Below are 14,615 nucleotides of genomic sequence, written 5' to 3' on the forward strand. Positions count from 1 at the left end.
AGTGATGCTATACTTAGATTTGAAAATAATCGCCATATTCAGGAAGCGTGGGATTATTATTGTGATATTTGGCGATTTAATAGCAAAATTCCCGTTAGGTCAGCGTGCCGAGAATATTGAAAAGGCGATCGCTTACTATCAAGAGGCTTTAGAAGTTATCACCCGCCAAGCATTCCCTTACGATTATCTAACAACATCATTTAATTTAGGGGTTGCTTATCAAGAATTAAAACAATGGCAACTCGCTTATGATACCTTTGATAATGCCATTGAAACCGTCGAAGATATCCGGACAGAAATTGTTAAAGGGGGAGATGCAGATAAACAGAAATTAGCCGAAGAATGGCAGACACTTTATCAACACATGGTCGAAGTTTGCATCGAACTGAAAAACTATACCGCCGCCATTGAATATGTGGAACGCAGCAAAACCTGTAACCTGGTTGAACTCATGGCAACCCGTGACCTTTACCCCAAAGGCGATATTCCCCAAACCGTCCTCGATGAACTCACCCGCCTGCGTGGAGATATCGAAACCGAACAACGTCGCCTGGAAATTGAAGAACGCAACCGCGACAACTTTGGCGGCACAACAATGGGAGAACGCGGCGCTAATGTCACCACCGCGCCAACTTCACCGCCAGACCGCAGCCGCCTCTACCAACTTCAGGAACAACTCGATCGCCTGATTAACCTTGATATTACCCCCATTGACCCGGAATTCCGCCGCACCCAAAAGGTTCAGCCTATGCCTTTTGCAGAAATTCAAGCGTTAACAGGGGAAAATACGGCGATTTTAGAATGGTATATTTTGAGCGATCGCTTTTTGGTGTTTATCGTCACACCCCCGACAAAACCCACCGCAACCGACGGGGAAAGGGTGACACTCTGGCAGTCTAGTCCAGCAGATTATCAGCAATTAATCCAGTGGGCTAATGACTACTTAAATGCTTATCAAAACCGCACGAGTCAAAATTGGCAAAATAGCCTGATTTCCCGCCTGCAAAAACTGGGGGAAATTCTCCATATTCATGAACTGCTCGCGACTATCCAGAAGACGGCTAACAAATGCGATCGCCTGGTTTTAATTCCTAACCGCTTCCTGCATTTATTCCCCCTTCACGCTATCCCTCTCGACCTATCGGGGGGAAATATCACCTATTTAATGGATCGATTTTCCGGCGGGGTTAGTTATGCACCCAGTTGTCAACTTCTGCAAACGGCAAATAATCGCGATCGCCAGAATTTTTCCGAACTTTTTGCCATCCAAAATCCCACGGAAGATTTAGAGTTTACCAACTTAGAAGTTCAGACCATTTCCAGCGATTTTCAACCCCAGACTATTTTAGCTCACAAAAAGGCGACCAAAACCGAGTTAAATTCTGCACACCAAAGGAAACTAAAATCAGCCCATTGTCACCATTTTTCCTGCCACGGTTATTTTAATTTTGCCAATCCCCTACTGTCGGCTTTATTACTCGCCAACTGCTACCTAGAACCGCCTCCCTCGCCGATTGACCGCAACTGCCACCTACCTGTTAATGATAACAAAACTGTTGATTTAAGTCAATGTTTAACGTTGGGGGATGTGTTTACTTTCGATTTGGGTTGCTGTCGGTTGGTGACGCTTTCCGCCTGCGAGACGGGGTTGATTGATATTCTCTCCAACAGTGATGAATATATCGGCTTACCCAGTGGCTTTTTGGTGGCGGGTTCGACTAATGTGGTGAGTTCCCTTTGGGCGGTTAGTGATATTTCCACGGCGTTATTAATGATTCGGTTTTATGAATTATTAAGGGATGGATATAATGTAGCGATCGCTTTAAATTCTGCCCAAAAATGGTTAAGGAATGTCACGAAATCCGATTTATTAAATTGGATAAAACCCGCCCAAAAAATGAAGTTAAGGATGTCTTTACAACAGATAAAAGATAATCAACCCTTTGCTTCTCCCTACTACTGGGGGGCATTTTGTGCGGTGGGGAAAGTTACAGAAACCCGGTTTCTTTGAGAAACCGGGTTTCTAAATTCGATGTCATTTAAAATACTGGCTAAAATTTCGGGAGTCAATCCGTTATCAACTGCTTTTTTTCCGATTTCTGTCATGGTTTGACGCAGCTTGTTTGTAGCTGATGTCCTGGAAAGCAATTGATTTTTTAGCACAAAAGCAATCTTCGTCTCTATCTGTAGCTTTTCGAGTTGGTCAGCATGGCGATAATATTCGGCGATATCAATCGGAACTTTAATAGTGATTTCTTTTAAGTCGGTCATGTTGTTTTCCTCAAAGCACTATATAAATGGGGATTTTTAGGGGTTCGCAAAGCTAATTTTAATGGTTGAGACACCCCCTACCCTATTCTATCATCTGGGATTACCCATTGTCTATCTAACCAAAGTCCCAGAAACCGGGTTTCTAAATTCGCACCCAAACCAGAAATCTGATACAATGGATATAATGATGCGTTTTCAAATAAGTCTATGTCTTTTGAGGAACAAAACTTAGCCGCTTTTGTCCAACTCCTACAGGAACAGCCTCAATTGTTTACCGACCCAAAACGTCAAGAACTACTTAAGTTAATTGAACCCTTAGCAGATGATACTGAAACCTTATCTAGTGCTATATCTATGTGGTATGAACAATATAATAATATTGTGAATAGTCAGTTTCAAATATTGAACAACTATATTTATAGCCAGCAGTCAGAACCCAGTGATCAACGTTTAGCCGGAACTACTAGCTTCTCTTCAACTCCTAGCCAACCTCGAATCACTAAAGAGTTATTAAAAAATAGCATTGTGCAAAGTCAGCCAACTAAGCAAACTCCCCCCAAGAAATCATCAACTGATAATTAATAGATGGTCGCCGATACTCAGTTAGAGACTGTGAAAAACCCGAAGCTAACCTTAATCGCCTTTCAACTGCGAAACATTTTGCAGTCGGGAGATGAACCCATTGAAACATCAGACCATCTGTGGGAAAAATGCCGGGAATTGGGAATTAAATTGGGTTCTCCTCAGTTAAAAGACTTGATTAAACAAATCCAGAAACCTGACGGGAAAATTGATTTTGCGTCAACGGATAATAACTCCGACCATATCCCACTGTTGAAACCTGACCCAGATACCTTTTTATATTTCTATGGGAAACCGGATGCTAATTATCCTCAAATTCAGGGGGGAGTGTATCCGCTGCAAATTCATGATACCTACGCCGTTGATATTACTTTTTATCGACCGGAAGCAGTTGTGAAAGTCTCGGAATTGCAGACATTTATCAATCCCCACAATTGCTTAAATCCCGATTTTATCCAATCTGATTTGGGACAAACTCTCCTATTTTGGGCTGAACCCATGGCGGCGGAAAATAAAAGCGATCGCCATTTCCTCAATGCTTGTATTCGGGGATTATTTCCCACCCCAGAAGCCGAACTTTTATTAAAACATCCCCCCAGTGAGGGTCAGTTATTCGGGAGTCCGATTTTTGAATATCAAACCCCTACCAATTATCTATTAATCTGGTTGAATAATTCCCCGGAAACTCAACAGTTAGAAAGCCAAGGGGTATATTATGAACCCTTGATTAATCTATTATGTTGTCGCCATAAAATCCTCTATGCTTATCGCCAGTCCCGTTGGTGTAATCAACAGGCGAAACAACTCTATCAACAATTATCCCCCCATCTCAAAATCCTTGAGGAATTACCAGAACCCACCCCGCCAAAACTAGAGATTTTAAAGCAGGAATTAACCAAACTACCCCGACTATCCTTTAAATATTTCAACCATATTCAAGAGATTAAACTCCACTTAAACACCATTGAAACCAACTTAAAAAACTATCAAACCTGTGTGAAAGAACTGGAAGATATCGCCTTACCTGAAGATGACTTGCCTTTTTTGCATGAGTTTCAAGCCAAAGCCAGAAGTACATTTATCGAACAAATAGAAGTCGATTTAGAGTATTTAATCCCCGGACAAGACTTGTTTTCAGAACTGATTAACACCATTCGCGGATTAGTAGAAATTGAACAAACAGAATGCGATCGCTCCTTAGAACACACCATCCAAATTCTCGGGGCTGGACTGGGTGCGGGAGGTATTGTCGCTTCGGCGGTTTCCGGTCATATTGAACAAGGTTTCCTGGTGAAAGATGACCAAAATCAATATATCTTAAATCCCGGAATTTCTGCCTTATTTTGGAGTCTTTTCGTCTTCCTGCTAGTCGGTGGTGTGGTCGGTTCTATCAATGGTGGGTTACTTGAGTGGTATAATAACTACTTGAAAAAGCGATAACCATCAAGGCTGAGGAATTTAAGGTTTTTTTAAGATTTTCCCCTTGACAAACCCCCTCTGATAGCATATTCTAGTAATCAGACTATGGTAAGTTCAAAAATGCAGCGTATTTCAATCACACCTCGTTCTGACTGGCAAGACAAATGCGACGAGGTGGGATTTCATTTCTACGAACTAGATGGATTGTATTGGAACGAAAGGGTTTGTTATCAATTTACCAGCGAACAAATTGACGAAATAGAAGCGGCTACCCAGGAACTACACGAACTCTGCTTAGAAGCCGTTGATTGTATTGTGTCGGAACAACGTTATCAGCAACTGTCAATCGACCCAGATTTTTTTGAACTATGTTGTCGGTCTTGGACGCGGGAAGACCTGAGTTTATATGGTCGGTTTGACTTGGCTTATGATGGCGTTAACCCCCCCAAATTACTGGAATATAATGCCGATACTCCGACGGCTTTGTTAGAAGCCAGTGTGGTACAATGGATGTGGTTAGAAGAGGTTTTTCCTGATGCTGATCAGTTTAACTCAATTCATGAAAAATTACTAGCCCAATTCCAGACAATTTACGAAAATTCACCCCCACAAGGAAAGTATCTACATTTCACCTGCGAACGGGATACAGAGGAAGACTTGGGGACTGTTGAATATTTAAGAGATTTGGCGATGCAAGCAGGTTTTGAAACCAAACATCTATATATAGATGAAGTGGGTTGGGATTCTCATAGGATGTGTTTTTGTGATTGGGAATATAAGCCAATTAAGTTAATGTTTAAACTCTACCCTTGGGAGTGGATAGTTGATGATGAATTTAGCCAGTTTCTGCTGAATGAACCGATGCAATTGCTAGAACCACCCTGGAAAATGATTCTCAGCAATAAGGCGATTTTACCAATTCTCTGGGAATTATTTCCAGATCACCCTAATTTATTACCTGCTTATTTCGATTCTAGCCCCCTGCGACATCCCTACATCAGTAAACCTATTTTCTCCCGAGAGGGTGCTAATATTAGCATTTATTATGGCGATCGCACTTATCAAACCCCAGGGATATATCAAGATGTACCCGTGATTTATCAAGCCTACTTTCCCCTCCCAGAATTTCAAGGTTGTTATCCGGTGCTGGGTTCTTGGGTTATCGGTGGGGAAGCAGCCGGGATTGGTATTCGAGAAGATCGTACCCCCATCACCCAGAATACTAGCCAGTTTATCCCCCATTATTTCATCTAACTTTCAAGTTTTTCTTGCCAGCATAAAATAGCCTGTTTAAACTCATTGAGAGAGATAGTTTCGATGGGTTCATCATCTATAATCAAATTCTCAATGGTCACATTTTGGGGGGACAAACTCACATAATAAGCATTACCAGAACAGATACAATCAGCAATTTCGCCATTTTCTAACGCCGCAATTTGATTGCAGATATGCCTAACATATTCGCAGTTATCTTGAACATCCAAAGTTAAAAATTCCACTACCAGGCGGTGGGCGTTACTTTGTTGTTTCCACTCTGACCAGTCCCAATTAGTTTCCATACTCATCTTGACAACCTTAAAGGAAATCCTGTGTTAATTTTACCATCTGAATTAGTAGCCCCAACGACGACGTATTGGCTGCCATCATTAGCCTGACAAAACCGATTATCTCCGCCGCTAGGGCTATTATAGCCACACCAAGCCCAATTAGGAGCGTTAGAAGGACATGATATCCTATTGTCGGCGGCGTGAGCAATGGAGTTAATTACCTGTGTGGGAGTACAGCGATCGGGAAACATAGTCGAAAATTTGGTGGCTTGAGATGACCCTTGATAAGTCCATTCTCCTGCGTAAATACCCTGACTATTGGCGGGTTGGGTAATGTTAAATCTGGCAACAGTGGCGGGATTTCTTCCCCCAGGACGCGAATGAAATCCTACCAGTCTCCCCCGTCGATTCAACTCTCCACAAAAAATATGTGTATGATTAACTTGTCGGTTATTATAAGCGGCTACCCAATGGCTGGAATTTAAACAGTTACTCGCTTTTCCGGGTTCACTAGCAGCAAACACAAATATAGCTACTGTTGCTATAAATAACCCTAAGATATTGATGAATTTGGCGACCTTCCGCCTAGGGGTTGTGGTTGTCATAAATTCTCCTGTGAATTTTATGGATTGTATCTATGGTGATTATGACCGTTATATGATAACATAATTTTAGGCAATTTTCCAGGGTAAGATGATGGGAGCATATCCCAGTCTGTAAACAGTATTGAGAAATTTTGGGCTAAAATGAGCGATCGCCTGTGGGTTAGAAAATTTACCCCTACCAGGAAATTACCTATAATCACTGTAATTATCCCTTTATTAGCATTGACGTTATGGGGATGTTCTCTGGTGGGAATAACACCAACACCCACCTTAGTTCAACAAGCCCTAACCATACAGATTAAAGAAATCCATCAACAACTCAAGCTACAATCAGATTTTGCCAGGTCTCCCCAATCATTTAAAATCACACGGGTAGCCATCTCGAATATGGAACCAATAATGATTAACAACCTCCAAGGATTTAAAGTTGAGGGAACCTATAACCTTAGTGTTAAATTTAGCGATCGCTGGTGGCGGGAACAGCAGAACCGATTTCAGATTTACCTACAAAGACAAGCCCAAGGTAGAATCTGGAGATTAGCACGTTTAGAAAATCAGACAAATCGATGGTCTACAGTGCCAATTCCCCATCGACGTTTTTAGGGATATCAGCCTGATTAATCATAACTTATCCCAAACGATGATTACTTTCCATTTCCCAGGGTTCCGATTTAGCATCAGTCAACCTGGGATTATTGCTAGGCTTTAAAACCGATTGAATAGTCCGCAAAAAACGATTAGGCTGACCAGATTTCATCGCCTGACGTTCCTGGACTTTTTTCGCCAAATGTCGCATAACCGAGGCATCTAATTCATCAATAAAGTGTTCGGCAATGCGTTCTCCGACACATTCGATCGCCTCGGAATATTGAGCCATTAACAGGTCAACGGTAGCCGCCGCACCATCCACCATTTCATCATCAGATGTCGGGGTAGTTTCCGCCGAGGAATTGGGGGAATGAGAGGAATTATTAACAGGTTGTGGAGGCTGATAATTAGTACGATAAGGACGGCGGTTAAGTAGATTTTGATATTCATCAATAGTCATCCCCAAATTATGAAGGTGATGATGAACATGATCCAGCAAATCGATTTCTTGAGGGGAATAGGTGCTACGATTGCCATTTAATCCGTGCAGTGTTGCCCAGGTTTTGAGGAGGCTAGTATCATTAATGTGATATCGGTCTAATAATTGAGTAGTGGTTAAATCCGTCTCCGGGGTAGGCTTAAAATCACTCATCTAAATTTCTCCTTAAAACTAGATCTCAGACAACCAGACCAGGGTTGAGACCCACCAGAGTCCGTAAATCATCCCTAACCCCGGTGGGGCTTCATCGCTACGACATAGATTATCATCAATAGGGCCGTGTCGTTCAAATTTTATGTAAATTTTAAGTTTTTATGGTAAAAATGAATATAGGGCTTCTTTATCTGTTTGAGAAAACTGCTATGCCAATCTACGATTATTTGTGTCCTAGCAATAACCGCAAGATTGAGGTGATGCACAGTATCAATCGGGAGGTGAAAACCTGGGGCGAGGTTTGTCAGTTAGCGGGTTGTGAAGTGGGGGATACCCCAGAAGATGCACCCGTCCGTCGCCTCTTGAGTTCACCCATGCTGTCTATTCCCACTTCTAATGCTGATTACAGAAATGCGGGGTTTACCAAGCTAGTCAAGCGAGATAAGGGGGTTTATGAGAATGTGACCGCCCAAGATTAATCGACTCCTAAATGAGTATCGCCATGGATTAACCCTCTCCTACTAATGGGATGGCTAATCCTGGTTAATCATTTCGTCGGTAGATTAACCCGATTCACAGTATGAATTTGCCAATCTGGGCTAGTTTCTGGGTAATCTAGGCGGTAATGTCCCCCTCGGCTTTCCTTGCGAAAAGTGGCACTTCGCAGAATCAAATATCCGATATCTAACAGGTTGAAAGTTTCCGCCAACGCTTTCAAAGTTTTGCCCGATTCAGGAGATAATAACTGCATATTTTGCCGAGGATTCATGGTCAGCAAATATTTACTGATTTGTAATTTTTGCAACTCCTTGCGCCAATTTAAAACAATGGGGATAGCTGCTTCTAGGACGGTTTGGGTCCGACAAATTCCGGCACTTTCCCACATCAAAGCCGCCAAACTGTGGCGAATTTCCTCCATTTTCTCTAATTCTTGAGCATAATCAGATTTACCTTGCACCAATATCATGGAAGGTGTATAATCGATATATTTATGGTCAGTCAAATCCATTTCAATTTTGGATAATTGAGAAGCAAAAACCAAACACTCCAATAGGGAATTACTAGCCAAACGGTTAGCGCCGTGAACTCCGGTGCTGGCAGTTTCTCCAATGGCATATAACCCTGGCATAGAGGTGCGATTCATTAAATCACAGGTAATACCTCCCATCCAATAATGGGCAGCAGGAGCCACAGGCATAGGTTCATTAAAGACATCAATGCCCCAATGTTGACAGACGTTAATAATATTCGGAAAACGATGGCGAATTTGATCTGGTGGTATGGGTCGCATATCCAAATACACATTATCCTCAGCGGGGTGATCTGAGGTTTTTTGTAGGTGCATAAAAATGGCGCGACTCACGACATCTCTAGGGGCTAATTCCCCGGCTGGGTGATAGTCAAAGGCAAAACGCCGCCCTTGGCGATCGATTAAATGAGCCCCTTCTCCTCGCACAGCTTCACTAATTAAAAAATGGGGTGCGCCGGGTTTCATTAAGGCTGTGGGGTGAAATTGGAAAAATTCTAAATCTCGGACCGCAGCCCCCCCTCGCCATGCGATCGCAATGCCATCTCCGGTGCTAACTTCGGGGTTAGTAGTTTTGGCGAAAACTTGACCGCCGCCACCAGTGGCTAATACGACAGCCTTAGCTTGTAGCCAGCGAATTTGACTTTGATACAGGACACTAACACCCTGACAACGCCCAGTTTGAGGATTTGGCCATATACTTAAAGCGATCGCCCCAGAAACCACCTGAATATTAGGGCGTTTCAATACCGTAGCCATGAGGACATCAACGATCGCCCTTCCCGTAGTGTCGCGGGAGTGGAGAACCCTGGGATAAGAGTGGGCGGCTTCTAGGGTAGTGGCTAATTTTTCTCCAGTGCGGTCAAAGTCCACACCCAAATTCACTAAAAACTCGATCGCCTCCGCCGCATGGTCTACCAAAAACTGTACAGCTTGGCGATCGCATAATCCCGCCCCCGCCTGTAAAGTATCCTCCAGGTGTAATTCTGGCGTATCTGGGGGATAAATAGCCGCCGCAATGCCACCCTGAGCCCAGGGACTAGAGCCACTTCCCAGGCTATCTTTAGTAACTAAACCGACGCGCAAATGAGGCGGAATGCAAAGACTGGCATAGAGTCCAGCCGCACCACTTCCCACCACAATGATATCAAATTGATTAGGAATTTCCTCCGCCGACTCCGAGAACTCCGAAGTGGGGTTGGGGTTATGTTTCATGCTGTTAAATTCGACGCTTCCAACGAGTATATCGATTCTTTTCTGGAATTTCAGCAATTGCCGAAAAAAGCCTAGGGCCATGGACACCATCCACCCCAGACCAGGGGCGGCGGTGTGCTACCCATTATCTATCACCCATTACCCCCATTATTTAGTTGGCATTTCTACCAAAAATTTACCATCTTCAAAAACAAAAGTTTGCCCCCGTTTAATAAACCCTTGAAAGCCATCCTGTTGAGGATTAGGCAGCGAACCTGGCGGGTAGTGATACAGCCAAATTTTATTTTTAATCTTGTCGGGTAGGGTGATAAGTTCCTGATAGTGAGCATGAACACCCCCAGTAACTGGAGCCGTATTGCAATCATGAAAAATCAGATTAGCACTTTCATAAAAACCCTGCAATTTTTGCGGACAATACTTAGTATCCGTAGTCAAAAACACCTCAACTCCCCCCACGGAGAAACTCAGACCATAACTAGGAACATCCTGATATTTGTCTTGAATATGAATAGTAGGAACCAAAGTAAAATCAACCCCTTCCCAAGTAAAACCAGACCCCGGAGAAATCGGTTCAATATCAAAATAGGTTTCTAATGTAGCCAAATCATCCTCAATAGAAGTCATACTTCCCGCCAGACAATTATTCCATACCAGGTCAGCAAGTTCTTGGCTCAGGTAAAGTTTAGGGCGTGAGCAATTAGGGTCAAATTTAGTCGTAAACCCCATATATTCCAAGCCTCCCGTATGGTCAGCATGGATATGGCTAATATAAATATCAGTAACATCTCGATAAGACCATCCCAACTGATACAGAGAATGTCGCAGATCACTCCCACAGTCAATCAACAGTTTCCGATTATTTTCTGCTACCAGCATCATATTAGATTGAAAGTTATCAGCCCCCACGGTAAAGGCTGAACCCGAACCTAAAAATATTAGCTTCATGACATGATCAGGTCGATGGATGTTCAAATTTAATCATATAGCCTGGTGAAGTCCCACTAAAACTTAGATGGGGGTATCTGTTCAACTTTAATCAGCCCCTCCATTACTGACCTAACAATGGGAGCAGCCACCAATCCACCACTTCCCCCTTCTGGTTCATCCACTACCGCTACAACTACATAGCGAGGGTTGTCCACGGGGATAATACCAACAAAGCTGGTAATATAAGCCCCCTGATAATAACCACCCGTAGAACTAGCTTTTTGAGCAGTTCCGGTTTTTCCAGCAATGCGATATCCGGGAATGTGGGCATTTTTACCAGTGCCATCCGTAACTACAGTTTCCATCATCTCCAAAACGGTTTGGGCGGTTTCTGCGGAAAAAACCTGCTCCGGTTGTGGGATGGAAGTTTGCAAGTAGGACTGTCCCTGGCTATTAAACAACCCTTGTACCACATGGGGTGTCACCAACTTGCCACCATTGGCTAAGGTAGCATTGATTTGGGCTAATTGCAGAGGAGTAATCGACAATCCCTGACCAAAGGAACTGGTAGCAATCTCAATCGGTACATTCACAAAGTCTTCAGCACTTTTCAGCAGACCAATCGCCGCAAAGGGTAAGTCAACATTAACGGCTTTCCCCATACCTAGACGCTGTAGACCCTGATAATAAACTTTTGGGTCCAGGCGTTGCACAATCCGCACCATGCCGATATTACTCGAATATTTGACGATATCGGTAATCGACACATTGCCCCTAGCACCTGCGGAACTATAATCAGCATTAGAGATAGTCCAAGGTCCGATCTGAATGCTACCTTCATCATTAATGTAACTATCTGGTGCGATCGCCTTAGCCTCTAAAGCTAAAGCCACTGCTATCGGCTTAAAGGTAGAACCGGGTTCATATAAATCCGTCAAAGCCCAATTTTTAAATAGTTCCTTGTCAAACTTATAGTAATGATTAGGATCATAAGAAGGCTCATTCACCAACGAAAGTATAGAACCATCTTCGGCATCCATAACAATCACAGTTCCCCGTTTGGCGTTAAAAGCCTCCACCTGTTCCGCTAGGGTGCTGCGGACAATGCGCTGCATACGAGAATCAATCGTTAGCCGCAATTCTAGGTCATCCATTTGGATAAAACCCCCAGCCAGTTGAGAGGGAACCCATGCGCCATTTACCGCCCGTTGGAACAGCAGGGAAGGCATACTACGTTTAAGCAGGTTTTCCTGACTATACTCAACTCCGGCTTGACCTCGGCCTTCTTTGTCTACATAACCGACAACATCAGCAGCTAAATTTTGTTGGGGATAAAGTCGCCGCCGCTCAGGAACTAATTCTAAGCCATCAATCTGTAATCGGAGAATCCTGCGCCTCACCTGTTCTGATAACCCATCCGCCACCTTTAGACCACTCTGGGCTACATTAAATAAATTCAGCAGTTCCTGAGTGGTGGGACTGCTTAGATCAGTCCTTACCACTACTCCGGCTAGTTGCTGGGCGATTTCCTCCGGCGGGCTTTTAAACAAAACTGGGTGAGCATACAGGGTATATATCTGCTGATCAAAAGCCAGAATTGTACCATTGCGATCGCTAATGGGACGACGGGGAATAAACGGTAGAGAACGCTGTTGTTGCTGATATTCAGCTTTTTCTTGCAGAAAAGGACCTTCGATGATTTGCAGATGAAATATGCGAATACCTAGCCCGAAAATTCCCGCCAGTAGGATTAACCCCACCAAGTACAGGCGAACCGGACTGCATTTAGCGGACTTAATCGGCTTTGGCCTCCTGTGGGAGACTCTGCTAGAGGGTTTAGAGATTAGATTTTTTGGGGGATGGTAAACACTAGCAGAACCTGGCGATCGCATAGTGTCGCCTTGGCTGTATCGCTTCTTGATTCTGCCCCGTAATGGTTGACGATTACCACGGGAAGAAAAACCAGATTCATGCGATCGACTCGAACCCGAAGAATAATCAGAAGAAGCCATTGGCTATTTCACCCTGCTAGTATTAACCAACTGTGTTCGATCTTTACGCGCCATTGTCCCAGAAGCACTCCTATCATGGGTCGAGAAGCATTACCTGACTGCTAATAAGCCAAAGGCCGATTTGTTTGAGGAGGCGAAGACCAGGGAGGATTGACAATCGAGGAAAGTTCTCGCCCCGTAGCTGGACGCGGAGGGGCTGGTTGCACATATATAATATTATCAGGGGTAGGAATTTCCAAACCCGCATCAGGGTCACCGGCCGATTCTACAATAGTATGTTTGAGTATTTCCTTAGCCAGGCGCAGTTGTTGCTCTTGTTGTCGCAGATGTTCTAGTCTCGGATATTGTCCTGTCCAGCGAGACTCCCCATAAACCTTCAGCCCATAGAAAGTCATAGCACCCCCCATCAAAACACAGGCTGCGATCGATGACAGTTGTTTAACAGTAATTAGAGATTTTAACCATAGGGGTAGCTCCTGGGTTCTGGGCAGAACTTCCACCACTGTGGTTTGAGCCTCTATGGTGCTGATGGGAGGTTCCTGGCGGGAGTAGGGAGCCGGTTTGACCCGGTTATGACGAATGCGATCGAGAGAAACCACATTGTGAGGATTTTGGACTACAACAAAAGGGTTCACCTCGACCCGTTTACTGGGGCGGCGGGGTTTAAACGCAACAGCCATCACTTACACCTGATCACAATGTTTAGTTACTTAGTTTTGCCCAGACCTGATCCGGCAACCACAAAAACCTACTGTTATAGTACCACAGATGATATGCTCTGGTATATCTTGAACAATTAATTAATTTTGGCTGATAAATTAAATGTCCCAAGTTTCACCCAGCTTTGTATACTTGTGTTAAATTAGCCACCAATCCAAATGCCCGATTTTGTAACGGCAATACTTGGGGGGAAACTCCTGGGACCTGATCGCGGCTCAAATTCACCGAGCAATTAGCCAATTGGCGATCGAGGAATTAAGGCTGATTGGAACCGATGATCTAGCTGACAGTTGACCAATGTGGTTGTGTGCTGCCTCCAGAACACACACCGAAACCTGGCTGGCTACCCCATAGCCTAAATGCCTTTTTCGATCTAGGGACTGTAGGTTCAGAACCGCGTTTCTGTGCTGGCAGTCGAAGAAATCCCATTAAATTGAATTTGTGGGAGCATGATTTAATCTCAAATTAGGTTAACATTTTACGGCAATACGGTATAATACCAAGTATGGTGCGAGACCTTCGGGTATGAAATAGAGCTGAAATGGGCGTGGGGACTACCCTGTGAGGACTTCAACCCCTTGGTTGATTGGATCGCATCCCTGGCCATCCCATAACACAGCCGGATTTTTTGGCCCACCTTCGAGACTTCCAATATGGTTGCCAAGGTGAAGCGTCTAATCAGGTCTAAGACTGCCCGCGCCATGCTGACATGGGCGCATTATCGATTCAAACTAACCCTGAGACATAAGCGCGGAAATAACTGGAACCACAGTTGTAGATGTGACCGAAGAATACACCAGCAAAACCTGTACTCACTGTGGTCATGTCCATTCCCAGCTAGATGGCTCAAAAGTGTTCCGATGTCCTGAGTGCGGGTTCACTCTACCACGGGACTGAAACGGTGCTTTTGGAATCTTTCTAAAAGCTTTGCGGGATACCGCCTCTGTTATCTTAACGGGTAATAGTGCTATCGTCGCATTGTCCGGGAACAACCGGAAAAATGTCGCGTAAATGTATCAGTGTTAACTCTAGTAATCTTTTTGTTGTAGA

14 protein-coding genes and 1 pseudogene are annotated in these 14,615 nt (G+C 44.0%); 7 read left to right on the top strand and 8 right to left on the bottom strand.

Annotation, left to right across the window (positions count from 1 at the left end; all coding sequences use genetic code 11):
• Window positions 1-4: 4 nt before the first annotated feature.
• On the top strand, window positions 5-2,011 hold the full coding sequence (locus XZ46_RS25540; protein ID WP_008056085.1) for a CHAT domain-containing protein: 2,007 nt from the start codon (window positions 5-7) through the stop codon (window positions 2,009-2,011).
• Here XZ46_RS25540 and XZ46_RS25545 read toward each other — a convergent pair.
• Complete coding sequence (locus XZ46_RS25545) at window positions 1,957-2,271, bottom strand: hypothetical protein (protein ID WP_006622825.1); 315 nt, start codon at window positions 2,269-2,271, stop codon at window positions 1,957-1,959. The genes XZ46_RS25540 and XZ46_RS25545 overlap by 55 nt on opposite strands.
• Window positions 2,272-2,478: 207 nt before the next feature.
• Between XZ46_RS25545 and XZ46_RS25550 the strand changes: the two genes are divergently transcribed.
• From XZ46_RS25550 to XZ46_RS25560, 3 genes are all read left to right on the top strand, one after another.
• Complete coding sequence (locus XZ46_RS25550) at window positions 2,479-2,853, top strand: hypothetical protein (RefSeq protein WP_006622824.1); 375 nt, start codon at window positions 2,479-2,481, stop codon at window positions 2,851-2,853.
• Window positions 2,854-2,856: 3 nt separating this feature from the next.
• On the top strand, window positions 2,857-4,293 hold the full coding sequence (locus XZ46_RS25555; RefSeq protein ID WP_008056084.1) for a hypothetical protein: 1,437 nt from the start codon (window positions 2,857-2,859) through the stop codon (window positions 4,291-4,293).
• Between the two features lie 99 nt (window positions 4,294-4,392).
• The gene (locus XZ46_RS25560) at window positions 4,393-5,526 is read left to right on the top strand and encodes a glutathionylspermidine synthase family protein (RefSeq protein ID WP_006668926.1); all 1,134 of its coding nucleotides are present in this window, start codon (window positions 4,393-4,395) and stop codon (window positions 5,524-5,526) included.
• Here XZ46_RS25560 and XZ46_RS25565 read toward each other — a convergent pair.
• Together XZ46_RS25565 and XZ46_RS25570 are read right to left on the bottom strand one after the other, a co-directional pair.
• Entirely contained in the window at window positions 5,523-5,831 is a 309-nt protein-coding gene (locus XZ46_RS25565) for a hypothetical protein (RefSeq protein ID WP_228116429.1), read from the bottom strand. The genes XZ46_RS25560 and XZ46_RS25565 overlap by 4 nt on opposite strands.
• A gap of 2 nt (window positions 5,832-5,833) precedes the next feature.
• Entirely contained in the window at window positions 5,834-6,424 is a 591-nt protein-coding gene (locus tag XZ46_RS25570) for an EndoU domain-containing protein (RefSeq protein WP_008056082.1), read from the bottom strand.
• A 141-nt stretch (window positions 6,425-6,565) separates the two neighbouring features.
• On the opposite strand from XZ46_RS25570, the gene XZ46_RS25575 reads away from it, so the two are divergent.
• Window positions 6,566-7,027 carry a hypothetical protein gene (locus tag XZ46_RS25575; RefSeq protein ID WP_006622818.1) on the top strand — a complete coding sequence of 154 codons (462 nt, stop codon included), beginning with the start codon at window positions 6,566-6,568 and terminating at the stop codon, window positions 7,025-7,027.
• A gap of 25 nt (window positions 7,028-7,052) precedes the next feature.
• Here XZ46_RS25575 and XZ46_RS25580 read toward each other — a convergent pair whose 3' ends face one another.
• Complete coding sequence (locus XZ46_RS25580) at window positions 7,053-7,664, bottom strand: hypothetical protein (RefSeq protein ID WP_006622817.1); 612 nt, start codon at window positions 7,662-7,664, stop codon at window positions 7,053-7,055.
• Between the two features lie 209 nt (window positions 7,665-7,873).
• On the opposite strand from XZ46_RS25580, the gene XZ46_RS25585 reads away from it, so the two are divergent.
• On the top strand, window positions 7,874-8,143 hold the full coding sequence (locus XZ46_RS25585) for an FmdB family zinc ribbon protein (protein ID WP_008056081.1): 270 nt from the start codon (window positions 7,874-7,876) through the stop codon (window positions 8,141-8,143).
• Window positions 8,144-8,211: 68 nt separating this feature from the next.
• On the opposite strand, the gene nadB is transcribed toward XZ46_RS25585, so the two are convergent.
• From nadB to XZ46_RS25605, 4 genes are all read right to left on the bottom strand, one after another.
• Window positions 8,212-9,987, bottom strand: a complete 1,776-nt coding sequence (gene nadB, locus XZ46_RS25590; protein WP_048895300.1) for an L-aspartate oxidase — start codon at window positions 9,985-9,987, stop codon at window positions 8,212-8,214.
• Window positions 9,988-10,053: 66 nt separating this feature from the next.
• On the bottom strand, window positions 10,054-10,851 hold the full coding sequence (locus XZ46_RS25595) for an MBL fold metallo-hydrolase (protein ID WP_048895301.1): 798 nt from the start codon (window positions 10,849-10,851) through the stop codon (window positions 10,054-10,056).
• A 56-nt stretch (window positions 10,852-10,907) separates the two neighbouring features.
• The gene (locus XZ46_RS25600; protein WP_008056077.1) at window positions 10,908-12,845 is read right to left on the bottom strand and encodes a peptidoglycan D,D-transpeptidase FtsI family protein; all 1,938 of its coding nucleotides are present in this window, start codon (window positions 12,843-12,845) and stop codon (window positions 10,908-10,910) included.
• A 101-nt stretch (window positions 12,846-12,946) separates the two neighbouring features.
• Window positions 12,947-13,525 (bottom strand): hypothetical protein, encoded by a 579-nt coding sequence (locus tag XZ46_RS25605; protein ID WP_008056075.1) that lies wholly within the window; start codon window positions 13,523-13,525, stop codon window positions 12,947-12,949.
• A 654-nt stretch (window positions 13,526-14,179) separates the two neighbouring features.
• On the opposite strand from XZ46_RS25605, the pseudogene XZ46_RS36115 reads away from it, so the two are divergent.
• Window positions 14,180-14,576 (top strand): annotated as a pseudogene (locus XZ46_RS36115) (zinc ribbon domain-containing protein); the annotation flags it as partial.
• Between the last annotated feature and the right edge of the window lie 39 nt (window positions 14,577-14,615).

The sequence above is a fragment of the Limnospira indica PCC 8005 genome, from assembly GCF_000973065.1.
In the GTDB taxonomy this organism is placed as follows: domain Bacteria; phylum Cyanobacteriota; class Cyanobacteriia; order Cyanobacteriales; family Microcoleaceae; genus Limnospira; species Limnospira fusiformis.

Coding starts and splice junctions, on each gene's coding strand:
- XZ46_RS25540 (WP_008056085.1), top strand. CDS start 5: ATGCTATACTTAGATTTGAAAATAATCGCCATATTCAGGAAGCGTGGG.
- XZ46_RS25545 (WP_006622825.1), bottom strand. CDS start 2,271: ATGACCGACTTAAAAGAAATCACTATTAAAGTTCCGATTGATATCGCC.
- XZ46_RS25550 (WP_006622824.1), top strand. CDS start 2,479: ATGTCTTTTGAGGAACAAAACTTAGCCGCTTTTGTCCAACTCCTACAG.
- XZ46_RS25555 (WP_008056084.1), top strand. CDS start 2,857: ATGGTCGCCGATACTCAGTTAGAGACTGTGAAAAACCCGAAGCTAACC.
- XZ46_RS25560 (WP_006668926.1), top strand. CDS start 4,393: ATGCAGCGTATTTCAATCACACCTCGTTCTGACTGGCAAGACAAATGC.
- XZ46_RS25565 (WP_228116429.1), bottom strand. CDS start 5,831: ATGGAAACTAATTGGGACTGGTCAGAGTGGAAACAACAAAGTAACGCC.
- XZ46_RS25570 (WP_008056082.1), bottom strand. CDS start 6,424: ATGACAACCACAACCCCTAGGCGGAAGGTCGCCAAATTCATCAATATC.
- XZ46_RS25575 (WP_006622818.1), top strand. CDS start 6,566: ATGAGCGATCGCCTGTGGGTTAGAAAATTTACCCCTACCAGGAAATTA.
- XZ46_RS25580 (WP_006622817.1), bottom strand. CDS start 7,664: ATGAGTGATTTTAAGCCTACCCCGGAGACGGATTTAACCACTACTCAA.
- XZ46_RS25585 (WP_008056081.1), top strand. CDS start 7,874: ATGCCAATCTACGATTATTTGTGTCCTAGCAATAACCGCAAGATTGAG.
- nadB (WP_048895300.1), bottom strand. CDS start 9,987: ATGGCCCTAGGCTTTTTTCGGCAATTGCTGAAATTCCAGAAAAGAATC.
- XZ46_RS25595 (WP_048895301.1), bottom strand. CDS start 10,851: ATGAAGCTAATATTTTTAGGTTCGGGTTCAGCCTTTACCGTGGGGGCT.
- XZ46_RS25600 (WP_008056077.1), bottom strand. CDS start 12,845: ATGGCTTCTTCTGATTATTCTTCGGGTTCGAGTCGATCGCATGAATCT.
- XZ46_RS25605 (WP_008056075.1), bottom strand. CDS start 13,525: ATGGCTGTTGCGTTTAAACCCCGCCGCCCCAGTAAACGGGTCGAGGTG.